The organism is Candidatus Nitrosacidococcus tergens (assembly GCF_902810445.1).
GTDB lineage: Bacteria > Pseudomonadota > Gammaproteobacteria > Nitrosococcales > Nitrosococcaceae > Nitrosacidococcus > Nitrosacidococcus tergens.
This window is the reverse complement of the sequence record NZ_LR778175.1, coordinates 419477-436083: the sequence shown is the minus strand read 5'-3', so window position 1 is coordinate 436083 and position 16607 is coordinate 419477. Positions and strand designations below refer to the sequence as shown.

The 16607-nt window shown below is 36.4% G+C and carries 16 protein-coding genes; 7 read left to right on the top strand and 9 right to left on the bottom strand.

Annotated elements, in window-relative coordinates; all coding sequences use genetic code 11:
• Positions 1 to 47: 47 nt before the first annotated feature.
• From NSCAC_RS02220 to corA, 4 genes are all read left to right on the top strand, one after another.
• Positions 48 to 1442, top strand: a complete 1395-nt coding sequence (locus NSCAC_RS02220) for a PhoH family protein (RefSeq protein WP_197744801.1) — start codon at positions 48 to 50, stop codon at positions 1440 to 1442.
• A gap of 64 nt (positions 1443 to 1506) precedes the next feature.
• Positions 1507 to 1962 (top strand): hypothetical protein, encoded by a 456-nt coding sequence (locus tag NSCAC_RS02215; RefSeq protein WP_197744800.1) that lies wholly within the window; start codon positions 1507 to 1509, stop codon positions 1960 to 1962.
• Positions 1963 to 2000: 38 nt separating this feature from the next.
• The gene (locus NSCAC_RS02210) at positions 2001 to 2252 is read left to right on the top strand and encodes a hypothetical protein (protein ID WP_197744799.1); all 252 of its coding nucleotides are present in this window, start codon (positions 2001 to 2003) and stop codon (positions 2250 to 2252) included.
• A 92-nt stretch (positions 2253 to 2344) separates the two neighbouring features.
• Positions 2345 to 3304, top strand: a complete 960-nt coding sequence (corA, locus tag NSCAC_RS02205; RefSeq protein WP_197744798.1) for a magnesium/cobalt transporter CorA — start codon at positions 2345 to 2347, stop codon at positions 3302 to 3304.
• A gap of 50 nt (positions 3305 to 3354) precedes the next feature.
• Here corA and NSCAC_RS02200 read toward each other — a convergent pair whose 3' ends face one another.
• The 5 genes from NSCAC_RS02200 to NSCAC_RS02180 all read right to left on the bottom strand — a co-directional run bounded on the left by NSCAC_RS02200 (position 3355) and on the right by NSCAC_RS02180 (position 8676).
• Positions 3355 to 3720 (bottom strand): hypothetical protein, encoded by a 366-nt coding sequence (locus NSCAC_RS02200; protein ID WP_197744797.1) that lies wholly within the window; start codon positions 3718 to 3720, stop codon positions 3355 to 3357.
• A 221-nt stretch (positions 3721 to 3941) separates the two neighbouring features.
• Positions 3942 to 5738: a glycoside hydrolase family 15 protein gene (locus NSCAC_RS02195; protein ID WP_197744796.1), complete on the bottom strand. Its 1797-nt coding sequence runs from the start codon at positions 5736 to 5738 to the stop codon at positions 3942 to 3944.
• Between the two features lie 139 nt (positions 5739 to 5877).
• Positions 5878 to 6501 carry a 2OG-Fe(II) oxygenase gene (locus tag NSCAC_RS02190; protein ID WP_197744795.1) on the bottom strand — a complete coding sequence of 208 codons (624 nt, stop codon included), beginning with the start codon at positions 6499 to 6501 and terminating at the stop codon, positions 5878 to 5880.
• Positions 6491 to 7504, bottom strand: coding sequence for a mitochondrial fission ELM1 family protein (locus NSCAC_RS02185; protein WP_197744794.1), 1014 nt, complete (start codon positions 7502 to 7504; stop codon positions 6491 to 6493). Before NSCAC_RS02185 ends, NSCAC_RS02190 begins: the two co-directional genes overlap by 11 nt.
• Before the next feature lie 35 nt (positions 7505 to 7539).
• The gene (locus NSCAC_RS02180) at positions 7540 to 8676 is read right to left on the bottom strand and encodes an NnrS family protein (protein WP_197744793.1); all 1137 of its coding nucleotides are present in this window, start codon (positions 8674 to 8676) and stop codon (positions 7540 to 7542) included.
• Between the two features lie 344 nt (positions 8677 to 9020).
• On the opposite strand from NSCAC_RS02180, the gene NSCAC_RS02175 reads away from it, so the two are divergent.
• From NSCAC_RS02175 to tehB, 3 genes are all read left to right on the top strand, one after another.
• The gene (locus NSCAC_RS02175; RefSeq protein WP_197744792.1) at positions 9021 to 10199 is read left to right on the top strand and encodes a YncE family protein; all 1179 of its coding nucleotides are present in this window, start codon (positions 9021 to 9023) and stop codon (positions 10197 to 10199) included.
• A gap of 145 nt (positions 10200 to 10344) precedes the next feature.
• Entirely contained in the window at positions 10345 to 10683 is a 339-nt protein-coding gene (locus NSCAC_RS02170) for a DsbA family protein (RefSeq protein WP_197744791.1), read from the top strand.
• A gap of 455 nt (positions 10684 to 11138) precedes the next feature.
• Positions 11139 to 11744, top strand: a complete 606-nt coding sequence (gene tehB / locus NSCAC_RS02165) for a tellurite resistance methyltransferase TehB (protein ID WP_232085964.1) — start codon at positions 11139 to 11141, stop codon at positions 11742 to 11744.
• Positions 11745 to 11972: 228 nt separating this feature from the next.
• On the opposite strand, the gene NSCAC_RS02160 is transcribed toward tehB, so the two are convergent.
• The 4 genes from NSCAC_RS02160 to NSCAC_RS08875 form a co-directional block, all read right to left on the bottom strand.
• The gene (locus NSCAC_RS02160) at positions 11973 to 14120 is read right to left on the bottom strand and encodes a M1 family metallopeptidase (protein ID WP_232085963.1); all 2148 of its coding nucleotides are present in this window, start codon (positions 14118 to 14120) and stop codon (positions 11973 to 11975) included.
• Positions 14121 to 14206: 86 nt separating this feature from the next.
• The gene (locus NSCAC_RS02155; protein ID WP_197744790.1) at positions 14207 to 15826 is read right to left on the bottom strand and encodes a peptide chain release factor 3; all 1620 of its coding nucleotides are present in this window, start codon (positions 15824 to 15826) and stop codon (positions 14207 to 14209) included.
• Positions 15827 to 16017: 191 nt separating this feature from the next.
• The gene (locus NSCAC_RS02150) at positions 16018 to 16161 is read right to left on the bottom strand and encodes a hypothetical protein (protein ID WP_197744789.1); all 144 of its coding nucleotides are present in this window, start codon (positions 16159 to 16161) and stop codon (positions 16018 to 16020) included.
• Positions 16162 to 16192: 31 nt separating this feature from the next.
• Positions 16193 to 16324, bottom strand: coding sequence for a hypothetical protein (locus NSCAC_RS08875; RefSeq protein ID WP_269474126.1), 132 nt, complete (start codon positions 16322 to 16324; stop codon positions 16193 to 16195).
• Positions 16325 to 16607 lie beyond the last annotated feature (283 nt).

Sequence of the window (16607 nt, the reverse complement as noted above, 5' to 3'; positions counted from 1 at the left end):
ACAAATATACATTATCTGTCAGGCTATGCCCTAACTCTTTCATTTTCATGAATAATCATATTCAACAAAAGCAGATTTTTATCATTGATACTAGTATTTTACTCTATGATCCAAGTGCAATTTTTCGCTTTGGTAATCATGATATTTACTTACCTTTAATCGTCATTAAAGATCTAGAGAGTACAGCACAAGAATTATCTGAAGCAGGTAGAAATGCAAAGCAAAGTATCTACTTTTTAAATAAATTACTTACCACTCTAGATTCTTCAAAGAAAATGATGCAAGGATTTGATCTATCTACCATAGATCAAAACTGGTATATAAAAGACAATATGCCTAAGGGACGCCTTTTTTTTCAATCCTTAGTCAAGGGCATATTTCTGCCCTCTACTATTTTAGAGTATGCAAGCGATCTTAAAAAAACACACCCTAACGATAAAATTGTTATTGTCTCTAAGAGTACTGTTCTTCGAGCGTATGCAATTTACTTAAATTTTGCAGCTAAAGACTACCATAATAATAAAGACTTAGATGATGCTAATTTACTTCACACTGGCTATCTTGAGCTACCTTATGATCTTTGGCGAAGTTGGCAAAAATCTCTCTACACTGATCCAAATACGAAACGCTCTGCTTATCAAGTTACAGGTATTTTTACTAAGGATTGGTACCCAAATCAATGCCTTCATATTCAAGGGGAAAAGAATATTGGTGCCATTGTCCGTAACAAAATAGAGGATACTACTGCGGTTGTTGAGTTAATTCAAAATTATCAAGATCCAAACCGTAGTGTGTGGGGAATCTCTGCTCGGAATCAACAGCAAAATTTTGCTCTTAATTTGCTATTAGATCCAGAAATAGATTTTGTTACTCTATTAGGTCCAGCTGGGACTGGAAAAACCTTACTTGCTCTTGCTGCTGGCCTTACTCAAACTTTGGAAACAAAGCACTATCAGGAGATCATTATGACAAGAATCACAGTACCTGTTGGAGAGGATATTGGGTTTTTACCTGGTACTGAAGAGGAAAAAATGACTCCTTGGATGGGCGCATTAATGGATAACTTGGAAGTGCTTGCACAACCAGAAGAAGGAGGCTCTTGGGGAAGATCAGTAACTCATAGTGTGTTGCTAAATCGAATTAAGATTCACTCCTTAAATTTTATGCGAGGTCGTACTTTTCATAACAAATTTATTATCATTGATGAAGCACAAAATTTAACTCCAAAACAAATGAAAACCCTAATTACTCGGACAGGTAATGGAAGTAAGGTGATTTGTCTTGGAAATATCTCTCAAATTGATTCCCCTGATCTAACTCCAGCTACTTCAGGACTTACTTATACCGTAAAATTCTTTAAATCTTGGAGGCATAGCGGTCATGTTACCCTAACAAGAGGAGAGCGTTCCCGGCTTGCTGGTTTTGCATCTAATATGCTGTAATTTATGGAGTATACTATTAAGAGCTATATTTCATAAATGCCTTAATTTACCTTGGAGGAAAGCAATGAAAACTAAAGTAGTGCTTATCCTATTAACCATATCAACTACTATCTATGCAGATAGTTTTAGTTTCTTGGCACCAAAATCAAGTAAATCTATCGATACTTTACAATCCATTCAAACTTTGCAGCCAAATAACTTCTATTATTACAATCTACGACCCATTCCTGAACCACCACCTAATCCTTATGGTCAACCTAGAACTACTAAGAAAGTACCTGTCCCTGTAGATCCTAGAACAGGTAAATTCCTCGGTAATCTAAACTCGAATTTATTTGATCCTACTACTGCTTATAATCCTTATGGCAGATTCCGTAGCGAATATAGTCCAGAATCTATTCACAACCCTTATCGAAACCCTACTGCTACTGGTCAGTATAATCCAGGTAGTGCTCGTATTCCCTATAGCGTAAATCCTCCTAGAGGAGGATCATCTGCTTTTCTAGGTAGAGGTAGGTAGCGTTTATTTTTATATTAACAAAAGGAAAAATAATAAATATGTCTATTGAAGAGTATTTAAGAAGTAGCCCTGATTTAAATCAATTTTGCAGCCAAAATGGTTGGATAGATGATGAAACACTTTGCTATGAACTGATGGAGCAAAGCCAGAGTCATGCGGTAGTCAATGTTCATTTTGAGGAGATCTTAATGGAAGGATCAGGGTGTGTTGCCGCTCGTGTCTCTTGCTATGGAAAATTAAAACTTATCCTAAATGATCTGGGTTATGTAGAAAGTGGTGAGCGTATTTAGACTTCATTATTTACTCGTTATATAGCGTAGTATCTAAGTACTAGAGTTTTTAGGAAAACACTAGGAATCTAGCCATATTAAACTAATAAAATATGCTCTATGGATTTGCTTTATATGAACATCGCTTTGAAAGGCTACCTCTTGAGGAGAGTATTGACTCCTTAGAGAAAGCGATTTGGATTGATTTATTTCGCCCTACTGAAGAGGAACGACAGCAAGTTGAGCTAATCTATCAACAAAACCTTCCTGCTCATAATGAAATTGAAGAGATTGAAGCGACTGCTCGGTTTTTTGAAGATGAAGGAGGACTTCACTTACATTCATATTTCTCTCACCGAGAAGAAGGAAAAATTGATTACTCTACCGTAGTTTTCACTTTAAGTGATACTCGATTATTTACTTTAAGAGACTATGAACTACCCGCCTTTCGTATGCTACGGTTTCGAGTACGCCGAGAACCTGGGCTAATTACTGATTCTGCATCAATTTTACTTGCCCTATTTGAAACTAAGCTTGAAGAACTTGCAGACTTACTAGAAGAAATTCATCAGGGATTAGATAAAATAGGTAAACTTATTTTAGAAAAAAGCGAAGAAGGAAGCGGTGAAAATCTTGAACATGCGTTAGATGAATTAGCACGTCACGAAGATCACAATGGTAAAGTCCGCTTATGTTTAATGGATACCCAGCGTGCTTTAACTTTTCTTTTAAGGCGCAGTCACCTAAACGACGATCAAATTAGGAGAGTTCGGGAGATTATGCGAGATGTAGACTCGCTACTACCACATAGTGCTTTCTTATTTGAAAAAATAAATTTTCTTATGGATGCCGCACTAAGCTTTATCAATATAGAACAAAACCGAATTATTAAAATATTTTCGGTAATAGCAATCGTGTTTTTTCCCCCTACTCTTATCGCCAGTATTTATGGGATGAATTTTGATATTATGCCAGAAGTCCACTGGAATTTAGGCTACCCTGTAGCACTTATTCTTATGCTACTCTCTAGTATTGCACCTTATCTTTATTTTAAGCGTAAAGGCTGGCTATAGTATAGTAGCCCAAATAAGTGGGCTACCTTAAGCTAGATAATAGGCTAATATTATTCGTGATAATGAGAAGTAGAGGTCATTAATTTACCTGCTTTTGCCTGACAGGTATAGGTAATCGCTGCATCTTCTGTCCACACTTTTGCAATATACGCTCTATCACTACTCATTACTATTTTACTAGGTAAGTGCTTTTCTTTAGCTTCACCTATGATTGTATCTACTTTAGATTTACAGGAACTAAAGATCATATTTTCACTTTCCATAGTAGCATCACTATCTTGAAGAGGAATTCTGCCACTTTCCATAATTTCATTGAGTTCATCAGCTGAATAGTGTTTATCAGCAAACCCAAAGGGAACAAATATTAAATTAGCAACTATCATATTAATAACAAAAGCTAAAGTATGCCGTCTCATTACGTTTACTCCTCTTATTACAGTTTATTGTTATAAACTCTCTATTATAGGGTACAGAGTATAAATAAAATCAATAAACACTATAGATAACTTAGCTATACTAAATAAAATAGCAGATTTTATCGTTTATAGCGATTTAATTAAGATCTCTAGTTGGCAAGAATAGAAGCATATAATTAATATTATTTTTTGGCAGTGCACACTTAATAATAAGTTATTAATTAAGGTTGTGGAATGTAGCTTTGTAATAGATGGTGTGCTGCATCAATTAAACCTACGTGAGAAAAAGCTTGAGGAAAATTGCCTAGTTGACGTTTTAAGCCGGGATGATATTCTTCCGCAAGTAATCCTAAATCATTTCGGATAGAGAGTAATCGATTAAATAATACCATTGCATCATTATGACGACCTATCAGTGCATAAGCATCTACTAGCCAAAAACTACATACCAGAAAAGCACCTTCATTACCACTTAGCCCATCGGTAGATTCTTCTGGACGATAACGCAATACAAACCCATCTTCTATCAGCTCTTTCTCTATAGCTTCAACTGTACCGATAAATCTAGGATCAGTAGGTTCCAAAAATCCGGTTTTTCCTAATAATAATAGAGAAGCATCTAGCCCCGGGTGACCGTAGGTTTGAGTAAATGTATTACGCTCTGAATCATAACCATGGGTAAGAATATCTGTTTTAATTTCTGCTCGAATTTTTTTCCATTTATCTAGTGGACCTTCTAGCCCAAATATCTCTATTGCTTTTACTGCTTGATCAAAGGCAACCCAGCACATCATTTTTGAATGGGTAAAATGCCGTTGAGAACTGCGAATCTCCCAAATCCCCTCATCAGGATAGTGCCAGCTTTCTTCTAAATTTCTCAATAAAGTACACTGAAATTGCCACGAAGTAGCGCTTCCTATTTGAGACATCCTTGCTAAATGAGTAGTATTCATGAGCTCCCCATAAACATCGAGCTGTTTTTGTCGATAGGCACCATTACCAATTCGCACAGGTCTACTATTCTCATAACCGGGTAACCAAGGAAGCTCCTCTTCTGTAAGCCTGCGTTCTCCTCGTAACCCATACATGATTTGCATTTGCTCAGGGTGACCTGCAGCAGCACGAAGTAACCACTCTCTAAACGCCTTTGCTTCATCCATATATCCAGAACTTAAAAACGTATGAAGTGCTAATGCCGAATCTCGTATCCAACAGAATCTATAATCCCATTGCCGTTCTCCTCCGATTTCTTCTGGGAGTGAAGTAGTAGGGGCAGCCACAATGCCACCCGTAGGTTGGAAGGTCATTACCTTTAGGGTAATTAGGGATCGTACAATTGCATCACGCCATTCTGGCGGAACTGAGGCATGGGCGTTATAGCAACGACTAGCCCATTCTTGCCACCAGTCTGAGGTTACTGTTAGGGCAGCTCGGCTATCGCTAATAAATCTTGGTTCTTCTTGAGAGGGATGATAAGTTAGAGTAAAGGGAACATAACTTCCCTCGGTTACAGTGAAATTAGACCGAGTTTTCATATTTTCCCCATGTAGAGGAATAGGCGTGAGTAACTCCACTGTATCAGGCCCTGAAATTGCTCGAATACCATAGTCGGTTTGCCGTACCCAAGGTACGGTTTCTCCATAGCGGAAACGAAGGACAATATCCATTTCCATATCCACTTGTCCTCGGATACCACGGACAATCCGAAGCAGTTCTACCTTCTTCTCGTTAGTAGTAAGAGGCATAAAATCGGTGATACATACTACGCCTGTTTCTGTCTCAAAAGTAGTTTCTAAAATCGGAGTGTTAGGTAGGTAGCGTCGAGTTGTATTTTTAATCTCTCCTTTTTTAGGAGCAATGAGCCAGCGGCCGTGGTCTGGAGTACCTAATAAAGCAGCAAAACATGCATCAGAATCAAAATGTGGGAGACATAACCAATCGATAGATCCATCAATACCTACAAGGGCACAAGAGACCATATTGCCAATTAGGCCGTAGTCTTCAATTAGCTTACCCATTTAGTCCTCCATTAATAGGCTGTAAAAAAAATAGTGATTTATTTATTACCTATAACAATTATAGCTAATAGGCTAAAAATTTTAATAAGAAAACTATTTAAGAATATGTATTCAAAGAAAAATTAATAATCATTATACTTTATTGCTTTATTTTCACTAAGTTTTTAAGCTTGAATGAAAGGTAGTGTTTAATTAAGGCTTTCCTTGCGATAAATTCACTACTTACCCAGTTAATCTGAACTACCCGACGGGCTCCTTCAAAAGGTAGATGCCCATGCCATGAATTTTTTGTGACCTTAAAGGCAAGCAGTGTTCCTGCTTGTGGAGGGATTTGAGTAAAATAATTCTCAATATTTTCTCCATCCCTAAGCAACCGTAGTTGCCCTTCTGATTTCTCCCAATGTTCATTAAGATAGAGTAAAACAGTAATAATTTTTGTTGCACTATCGGTGTGGATTGCCCCATCTTTAAGGGTACATTTTCCTCGTACTGTAATAAGTAAAGGGTAATTTCTTAGTGGAATTTTAAATTTTTCCTCTAGAATTTCTTCAAGAAAAGAACCTTTTAATTCTTCAATTAAAGCTGAAAATCTTTCTCTAATCTGAAGTACAGCTAGGGGGTAACTGCCCGGATAGTCAATTGTTGGATAGTCATTATAAATATCTAGTAAACTATTTTTATTGATTAAATCAGTCACAATAAAATGAGGAAAAGGATTTTCTATGACTTCCGTATTAATGAGTTTATCCTGATTAAGAAGCATAGTTTTTCTCCGAATTAATGCATAAGTATTTAAGTGCTTTTGCCGCCATAATTTTAGTTTCATTAAAAGGTTGAGCTTTTGTTGAGGATTGCTCTAGCTTACCTTCCCACCATTTAATGCGATCTAAATTTTCAAGGTTTTGATGAAAGCTTTGAAATTTTTTATCTCCCCTTCCAGGTAGGTTTAAAAGATATACAGGGCAATGGGTAGCACAGGCCTCGCTAATCATGGAGACACTCTCACAACTTACAAGAAGAAAATCAGACCAAGCAAGGATTCCGAAATAGGGATTTTCTTCTTTTTCTGCATCCCAAATATAGATCTTTGAGTTAAATTCTTTAAATACATTCTTTAACAATTGAATAATTTTTGAATCAGTACGTCGAGAAGGGGTAATAAACACTGATAGGCTTTGATATGCAATTAATATTTTAAGTTCCTGTATTAATTTTTTTATCGTATTTTGATCTAGATGGTACGCTTTGTTATCCCCTCCTAACAAAATCCCTAGGCGAGGTTGAGGATACTTAGAAAATAAATGAGCAAAGTGATTACGTGCTTGTGCTAATTTTTGTTCTGTAACTTGATGGGGTGCACCAATACTATACAATACATTTTTTCCAGTAGTTCGTGAGTCGTGGGTAGGAGCAATCACTAGATCAAAGTGTTTTGTATTAATCACTGGAGATTGTAGATAAATTATTTTAGCTTTACACTCCTCCTTGACCATAAGGGCAGGTAGAATAGATTTGCGTCCACAAGCAATAATTAAATTAGGCCAAGGTGGAATAAACTCCAGTTTTGTTTTATTTTTTAAGCAGTACCTCTTTCCTAACCGAACAAAGGGGCTTAAGTGGCTCCAAGGAAAGCAGAGATATGCTTGTTTTACAACATAAAGAATATTCATAGCTTCTGCTAAACCACGAGCTTGATTCTCCATCCCAATCTTACCATCAGTAATAACCCAAGCACAGGGAGATTGATGGGCAGTACTATCTATCATGTTACTTACAATAACTACTTAAATAAGTGTTGCTTCTAAGAAGGATTAAGATCTTTATAACTAATTTGAATAAGCTTACAGAATAGAAAAATAAAAGCAATACACCACGCTAGTGCTGAAAACCATAACAATACCATTGTATAAGAAGGTACTAAGGGTATAGCTAATCGTAATAAGGCTGCTAAACTAATAAGTAATGCTGCTTGCTTTATATCCTTAAAATCTTCTAATCTCTGTTTACTTCTTTGTAATCGAGTACGTACCATAATCGCTAGAGTTAAGGTGCCTAAAGCTCCTATAGTAACCCCGTGAATTCCATCAATAATAGGAAAAGGATTAGTTGTCATTTGGATCCATCCCTTAAGACAAAAACCCAGAGCAAGCCAAATATAACCTAGTACAGGAATCCATAAATAAGGTTCATCCACAATACCCCATACTTTCCAGCGAAAAATACGAATCATAATTGCAATAGCAGCTCCAAAAGCAAGCAACCCAGAGATTATTTCTGCTTTTGGAATAAAATCAAAAAACACCATCGTAATAATAATCACAATAGCCGTTCGCTCAATTTTAGGCTGGACCCTTGCTTCAAGAAAATATCCCTTTCGATAAAAATGCCCTGCAATAGCAGGAGCGAGAATTCTCCCCCCCATCAAAAACAGTAGTAAACTAAATAAATCCACTGTAATGAGTAAAATAAATGGGCTAATATCAGAGGGCAGAACATTAATTTCTCCTAGCTGGTAGATAAATTCACAAATTCCCATAGCAATAAATAAAGGAGCGAATACTTTATTTTCTGGTTTTTTAGCTGCCTTCATAAAGGGGGGAGCGATTAAATAAACTGCAAATCCCACAAATATTAAGCTAGGTAGAATAGAAAGAACTCCTATATTTAGTAAATTTGATGCCCCTAATCGAGCACTAATCCAGCTTAATAGCAGTATACTTAAACTTAATAAAGAAACCCGATTAACTAAATAACCACAAACTACAGCCAGTCCATAACCAAAAAGCATTTCGTGACCATGCCAGTGATGATTTGGCAGAGAAATCCAGCCTTGTAGCACCATCAGCCAAGCGGGAATAATAGTTGCGGCAAAAAAGGCAGCAAGGGGAAAGAAAAATATATCTGCTGAAAATAAGCGTTTAGGTTTTTGAATACCCATTTTATAGCGAGTGATGTAGGCTGTAATAGTTTATGATTTTATGGATTCGAGCCAAAATTAATCAGTCGCTCCTTTTTTATTCATCATACTAGAGGTTTCTTAGAGAAACCGCATTTTTATCATTTTATCTGTAATGTGTTACTTCTAAGTGAACTAGTAAGTATTTCTTAAGATCTAAAATCGCATTTGCTTAAATAACTGAATATAGATAAGTATATTATTCAAATCTTTTATCCCCTAAGCTAGCTTATATAATACTAGAAGTGATGATTCGATTTATAGCCATTAACCAACCAAGTTTTGCTATATTTAATCACATAAGATCATACAAGGAATATATTCTTATGAAACAACACTCCGTTTATTCCCTATCCTTAGTATTAGGGATTACCCTTTTAAGTAGCTTTGCCCCCTACGCTCAAGGGGAAATTCTAGCTATGCTCAACTATGAATCAAAGCCAGATAATCCGATGCGTAAAGAAGGATTAGCGATTATTGACGTGGACCCCCAATCTGCTAATTTTGGCAAAATGCTTATGGATATTCCCCTACCCCATGACTTAGTCGCTCATCATATTTTTTACAATCAAGATTTAAGTAAAGCTTATATTACTGCCCTAGGTAAAAGCACCCTTCATATTTTAGATATGAATCAATTTCCTTATCGAATGAAAACGGTAGAAACTCCTACCTGTCAAGTACAAGAAGATATGGTATTTACCAAAGATAATAAAACCTGGTATTTAAGCTGTATGGGATCAAGTACCATTGTGGTAGGCGATGCTATTACAGATAAACCACTTAAAACTATTGAAACTCCCTCTTCTGGAAAGCCTTATCTTCGCTATCCCCATGGACTAGATCTTAATGAAAAAATTGATCGAATTTTAGCCACCAATACGATTCGTCCAGATGGAAAAGAACCCGGAGAGGTAATTACTGTGATTGAAGCCAGTACGGGGAAAATTCTTTCTAACCACAAAGTTTCTCATAAGCCTTCCTCTGTAGGAGCTGCACCGGTAGAAGCTATTTTTGTGCCTAATAGCAATCCCCCGCTTGCTTATATTAACAATTGGCTAGATGGAACGACTTGGTCTGCGATCTGGAATGCAGGTAAAAAAGAATTTGATTTTCAACAGGTGATCGATTTTGCTTCGCTAAAGCAAGAGGTACCTTTAGAAATTTATCCTAACCCAGAGCAGAATCAACTCTTTATTACGACGGCAAATCCTGGTTATTTCAATATTTTTGACGTAAAAGATCCTCAAAAGCCTAAGCTAACTAAAGCGATTCCTACGGCTGGCGGAGCACACCATGTAGGCTTTTCTCCAGATGGACATTATGCCTTTGTCCAAAATAGTTTTATTAATTTACCTGAAATGCGCGATGGTTCTATTACGGTGATTGATCTCAAAGAAGGTAAAGCCATTGAGCAAATTAACATCTTAAAAAATCAAGGGTTTAACCCAAATTGCATTGTGCTTTTACCGCAATGGATGAAAGGCAATCCTTTATCGCATTAAATAATAGGTAGCATGTAATACATATCGATAGCCACTGCCCTCTATTTTTTGATAGAGGGTAGTAGATAAGTAAATTTCTACATTAAAAGAACTAGCATGATTACTATATGCATCTTTAATACCGTTATAGGCAAATCTTAGTGGGTTGGCTCCAGATACAGATGAACCTATGTCTCTTGCGTTACAAAATAAAATTCAGGGGATTTGGCAAAAAATTCAACAAGAAGTACCCCAAACTCAATTTAATTTTGATTTTTGGATAACATGCCAGCCTCGTAGATCCACTTACTCTGCCTGTCGAGCAATATTGGCTACTTTAAACCAAGGAGATCAGTTTGAAGAGAGGATGATCTTAAAAATTCAACAAGCCTATTATCTTGAGGCAAAGAATCCTTCTAATCAAGAAACTTTAATCGAATTAGCTGAAGAATTAGGATTAAATAAAAATCAATTTTTCTGTGATTTATATGTTCCAGAAACGTAGAAAGTATTAGAACAACACCTTCGATTTTGCCAAATATTAAATACTAGAACTTTTCCTAGTTTAGTTCTGCAATACAAAGATTAATACTTTCCTATTCCCCATCATTTAGATTCATCAATAGTTGTGAATACTATCGAATCTATCTTATTAGTGGCTTAATCAATTTATAGCTTAAGTTAAGGAGTTCATTTTTTATTACTGGACTCATATAAAATGATAATTGTGGACCTTTATTAGGTCCATACATCATAGTAAATTATACCTAACACAAAGATTTTAGATTTTATTTAAAGATGGATTTCCTCCTAATATTCTGTCTTTAAATCGTGTTACAGCGCAAACGAACATCTGCATCTATGTGTCTCTCCTTATTATTCCCCTAGAATTTTTCTAGGGGTTTTTTTTGTCTTTTATAATGTTAGGATATTCAATTTATAGAGCGAATAAAGGATAAAATGATGGCTTCTAACCCTCCTACTGCAGACTATTTTCAGCAAAAATATGGAATCACTAAAACCCATTCAGCTATAGTCTCTGCTGTAGAGTACGTTAAACCTTGTAAGGTTTTAGATTTGGGCTGTGGTCAAGGTCGTAATGCCTTATTTTTAGGGTTGCTTGGGTATGATGTGACTGCAAGTGATATCAATCCTAGTTCAGCTAATGTAATTCATGAAATAGCAAATGCTGAAGGCTTTAAATTAAACACTGAAGTCTATGATATGAATCAAGCGTCCATTGGAGATAATTATGATTTGATTGTGGCTACTGTGGTATATATGTTTTTACAGCCACAACAGATACCTGCCATCATTGCAGATATGCAGAACAAAACAAATCAAGGGGGCTATAATTTAATTGTCTCTGCCATGGATACTAAAGATTTTCCTTGCCATATGCCCTTTTCTTTTACGTTTACTGAAGGGGAACTAGCCCAATACTATCAGAGGTGGGATCTTCTTACTTATGAAGAGGAAGTAGGTTCTATGCATGCTAAAGATGCAGCAGGTAATCCTATTCAGCTAAAATTTGTGACTATGCTGGCAAAAAAACCAGCTGAATAAACTTGCTTTACAATTATCAAGAGATCACTTGGGTAGTTACAATATGATGTGATTTATCTCGTAAAAAAGTAATTGCGATTGAATCATTTTATGTTACCTAAAGTCATCTCTCTGTCTGTGGTATATTTCTATCCACATATTTTGCCACTTGGGCTGGGCTATCTCTGACGATCCTAAGCTCTGCTCCTCTTGTTTAGGATCAGTGAGATACTGAATATCTGCCACCATTTAATCTTGGCTAAATTGAGAAGATAAGGAAATTAAAGGTTGTTGTGGCAGTAAGGTAGATTTTATTACAGATAAATCTTGAGCAAATAGTACAGACATAGGTGATCGAATCACTGACCACTGTCCTTTAGCTGTATTTTCAGGTTCAGAGCCGATAAAGCCTAGATAGCTATATTTTCCATAATGAGGTAGCTTTCGGGTAAGTCCAGGTAGGGCAGCAACATTATTTGTAGCAATCCACGCTAGGGCTTGATGTGGGTTATTTTTAGGACGAGTAGCCACTACTACTGAATGATGCGCTTTATCAAGTATATGGTTTTTAATTTTTACACTATCTGTATTTGCTTGATAATGATAACCTTCTAAAGCTTGGTCAAATACTGATCGGAATTGATTCTCCCAGCCTAAAAGCCATACCATTTGATTATTGGGTAGCTTATCAATAGTATTATCCATAACTATTTTAATATCCCTTCCTTCCTGTTGCCAAGTTTCAATGAGTTGTTGATAACTTTCTTTTAAAGCAGAGAATGCTGAAGCAGGCAATACCGCCAATGCTTTTTTAGCTCCGAAAGCTTGACTTAAAGCAGGAGGAATCTCATTGGGATCCAACCTGCGGAACACATCAAATTGAGGATCGATTTCGAATTTTAAAGGACGATTAGAAAAAATAAGCTCAAGCTTATGTTCTCTTTTATCTAAATCAATTTGGGTTTGATAGACTTTATCCGAATTTTCTAAGTAAATAGCGATAGGAATGGTAAGTTGATAAGGCTTTCCCCCTTGGGCTTGAACAATAGTTGCAGTTAATACGTATTTCCCCCCTTTAGGAGTTACTTGGGCAGATTTAATTTTTAATAAAGGAGCTCCGGGACGAGTGATCCACTGATTGAAAAAAGAGTGTAGCAACTGTCCACTGGTTTTTTCAAAAGACTCCTCTAACTCACTAAAACCAGCTGGTGCATATTGGTATTGATGGTAAAAATCCTGTAGTGCTTTAATAAAGAGTTTATCTCCTAGTTTTTGGCGAAGCATATGAAACACCATCAAAGTTTTTCCATAACCAACTGCCTGGCTGGCTGCGCTATCTCGCCCTCGAAATTGCATTAAAGGAAAATCTTGTACTTCTTGTACATAATCTGTGTACTTTTGTAGAGTTTCTCGCCGATAAATACTCCCTTCTCCCTGCTGTTCTTTAAGTAGGTGATCAGCTAGATAAGCGGTTAATCCTTCTGTCCAATTTCCTGAGCTGTATTTTACATAAACCCCATTACCCCACCAGTTATGAAGAATTTCGTGAGGATAGGAAGAATGGAGAATAAAAGGGAACCGAATTACATTAGATCCAAGTAAAGTAAAGGAAGGCATTCCATAGCCAGTTTCCCAAAAATTTTCTACTAAAGCAAATTTACCGTAGGGATAAGGACTAATCAGAGATCGATACATTTCTAAGTATTGGCTAGTTGCCTCCAAATATTTATGAGCTAAACTTAAATCAGGGCGTTGAAGAAAAGCCATGGTAGTAACTTTCCCATTTTCGGCTTTTCCATCATATTCTGTAAACTGACCTGCAATGAGATAAATCTCTTCTTGAGGATGGTTCTCTTTCCAAATTTCTTGAGTATCTTGTTGGGTGCGAATACCTTGACTTACTGAATGCCACTTTAGCGGCAGATGGGTAGTTAAGGAAAAAGTAATCAGCCCATCATTAGCAAATTGGGGATACCAGTAGCTGCTGCCGGTTAAAAATACTCCTTCTAGTGCAATAATCCCAGAGGATGAGCTAAAACTATTGGTATATTCTTGGCTTACTGGCTTAATCGGGTGAAATATTTCACCTTCATAACTTAGGGTAAATTTGTGTACATCTTTTGGAAGAGTAAGGGTGTAATCTTCGGTAAATTCATTCTCTTTGAGTTTTTTAAATTCAATCTCTGAATTTTCTAACTGAGGATTGAGATGATTATGAAGGCGGAAAGCGATAGGAGATGAATAAGAATCAGGTAAAGTAATAGTATCTATAGCTTTAAGATGATGATTGTCTGGATCTAAATAGACTTCTAGCTGATGGTGTATTTCCTCTGCTTGTAATAATGGAGAGATTGCTAAAAACAATAAACCACTAATAATTTTCTGATAAATTTTCATTTTTAATAAATATTTTTATACAAAGCTAATGGAAAGAGCTCTTGAACGAAGATAGAAACTACTACAGTATTAGGGAAGTTTAGGCATTAGTTAGAAGAACTCTCTTCCATAGCTCCTCCATGTTCCCGAATTGCATGGAATTTAATTTCAGGCCAACGCTCCATCGTCAATTCAAGATTAACTCGAGTAGGGGCAAGGTAAGTTAAATCCCCTGCTCTATCTAAAGCTAAATTAACTTCTACTTTTGCACGAAACTCACTCAGTCGTTTTTGATCATCGCAAGTTACCCAACGAGCAGCAGTTACTTGCACATTTTCATAACCACAATCCACGTTGTATTCATATTTTAGTCGGTGGGCGACCACATCAAATTGAAGAATCCCTACTGCACCTAGAATTAAATCATTGCCTAATAATGGGCGAAATAACTGGGTGGCTCCCTCTTCGCTAAGTTGTTGTAACCCTTTAAGTAAGGCTTTCATTTTTAAGGGATCCTTAAGGCGGACTCGGCGAAAAAGCTCTGGAGCAAAGTGGGGAATACCAATAAACTGTAGATCTTCTCCTTGGGTAAAGGTATCACCAATCTGGATAGTGCCGTGATTATGTAACCCAATAATATCCCCAGGATAACCCTCTTCGGCTTGTTCCCGCTCTCCTGCCATAAAAGTTAAGGCATTAGCAATTTGCACTTCTCTACCCAATCGTACATGACGAATTTTCATTCCTTTCTGGTAATTTCCAGAGCAAATACGTAAAAATGCTACTCGATCTCGATGCTGAGGATCCATATTAGCCTGAATTTTAAAAACAAATCCACTGAATTTTTCTTCATTAGGATCTATTTCACGGGTGATAGTTGCTCTAGGTTGGGGTTCTGGTGCAGAAGCTACATAAGCATTGAGCAGTTCTTCTACCCCAAAGTTATTCATTGCTGATCCAAAAAAAACAGGCGTTAATTGACCTGCCAAAAAATCAGCTTGATGAAATACATGGCTTGCTCCTTTGACTAATTCTATTTCTTCTCGTAACTCTTGAGCTTGTGCTCCTAATATTTCATGAAGCCGTGGATTATCTAATCCTTGGATAAGTTCTCCAGTTTTTATTTTTCCTTCATGGGTACCGCTAAAAAGATGAATATTATCTTGAGCTAAATGAAAAATTCCTTTAAACTGCTTTCCCATACCAATCGGCCAAGTCACTGGGGCACAACGAATTTTTAAAATATCTTCAATTTCATCTAATAAATCAATCGGCTCTCGTCCTTCCCGATCTAGCTTATTAATAAAAGTGAGAATAGGAGTATTTCGAAGACGGCATACCTCCATGAGTTTAATGGTACGCTCTTCTACCCCTTTGGCACTATCAATCACCATCAAGGCGGAATCCACTGCGGTTAAAGTGCGATAAGTATCCTCAGAGAAATCTGCATGACCTGGTGTATCGAGTAAATTAATAATGCAATTCTTATAGGGAAATTGCATTACGGAGGAAGTAACAGAAATTCCCCGTTGTTTTTCCAACTCCATCCAATCTGAAGTGGCATGGTGAGCCGATTTTTTTGCTTTTACCGTACCAGCAAGCTGAATCGCACCGCCAAAAAGTAGCAATTTTTCGGTTAAAGTCGTTTTACCCGCATCAGGATGAGAAATAATTGCAAAGGTTCTTCTTTGTTTAATGGCTTGAGTAAGTTCAGTGGATGAAGACATAAATTATAAAAATTATTCTTTAATCTCTTCTATATATTTATTTAAAGCATTTAAAAAATTTTTAGACTGCTCCATTTGCAAGCTTTATGTTTACCCTATTTCTATATTTTTATTGCTCATATACTTAATTTCTGTATTTTCTTCAATGGCTGCAATATTGAATAGGGGATAAGCAATAATATGGTTTTTTTTCAACCCCCTTCCCCATTAAGATACATTTGATCAAGAGAAAATTGAGCATATAGGTAGCTGTCTGCAGTAGCAAGGCGATACCATCTTATTGCTTCTTGGTTACTTTGAATACCACCTGTACTACGCTCAATTATATTGAGCAAAATAATTTCCCTGTTTAGCAGCAAGTTGATACTATTTTTCTACTTCTTCATTGCTTTGTACCACGTTATCACCTTTAATATACTTAAACCCAAGGTGAAGTTGAGCTAGTGCATCTTCTGCTTCTGTTCTTCGCTTGATAGCCTCAGTTGTTTCATCATCCATAGCATTTCATCTTTACTTTTCCTTTCTGTATCATTGTTTCCATAGATATTAAGTAGAAATACCCCATAGTGCAATAATATCCATGAATCTAGTAAATTTTAAATTTACAGTGCTAGAAAAGGTAATGGCTTTGGCTTTGAGATTGTTCATCCAGATATTCATACTCATATGAGAACCATGAGTGCTCGATACTATAAAGGTGACTTGAAAATTCTTATTGATTAAAGAAAAAATAAAAATCCAAGAAGACTTACCCAAAGGGGAATTTGTAAACTCTTTGGTT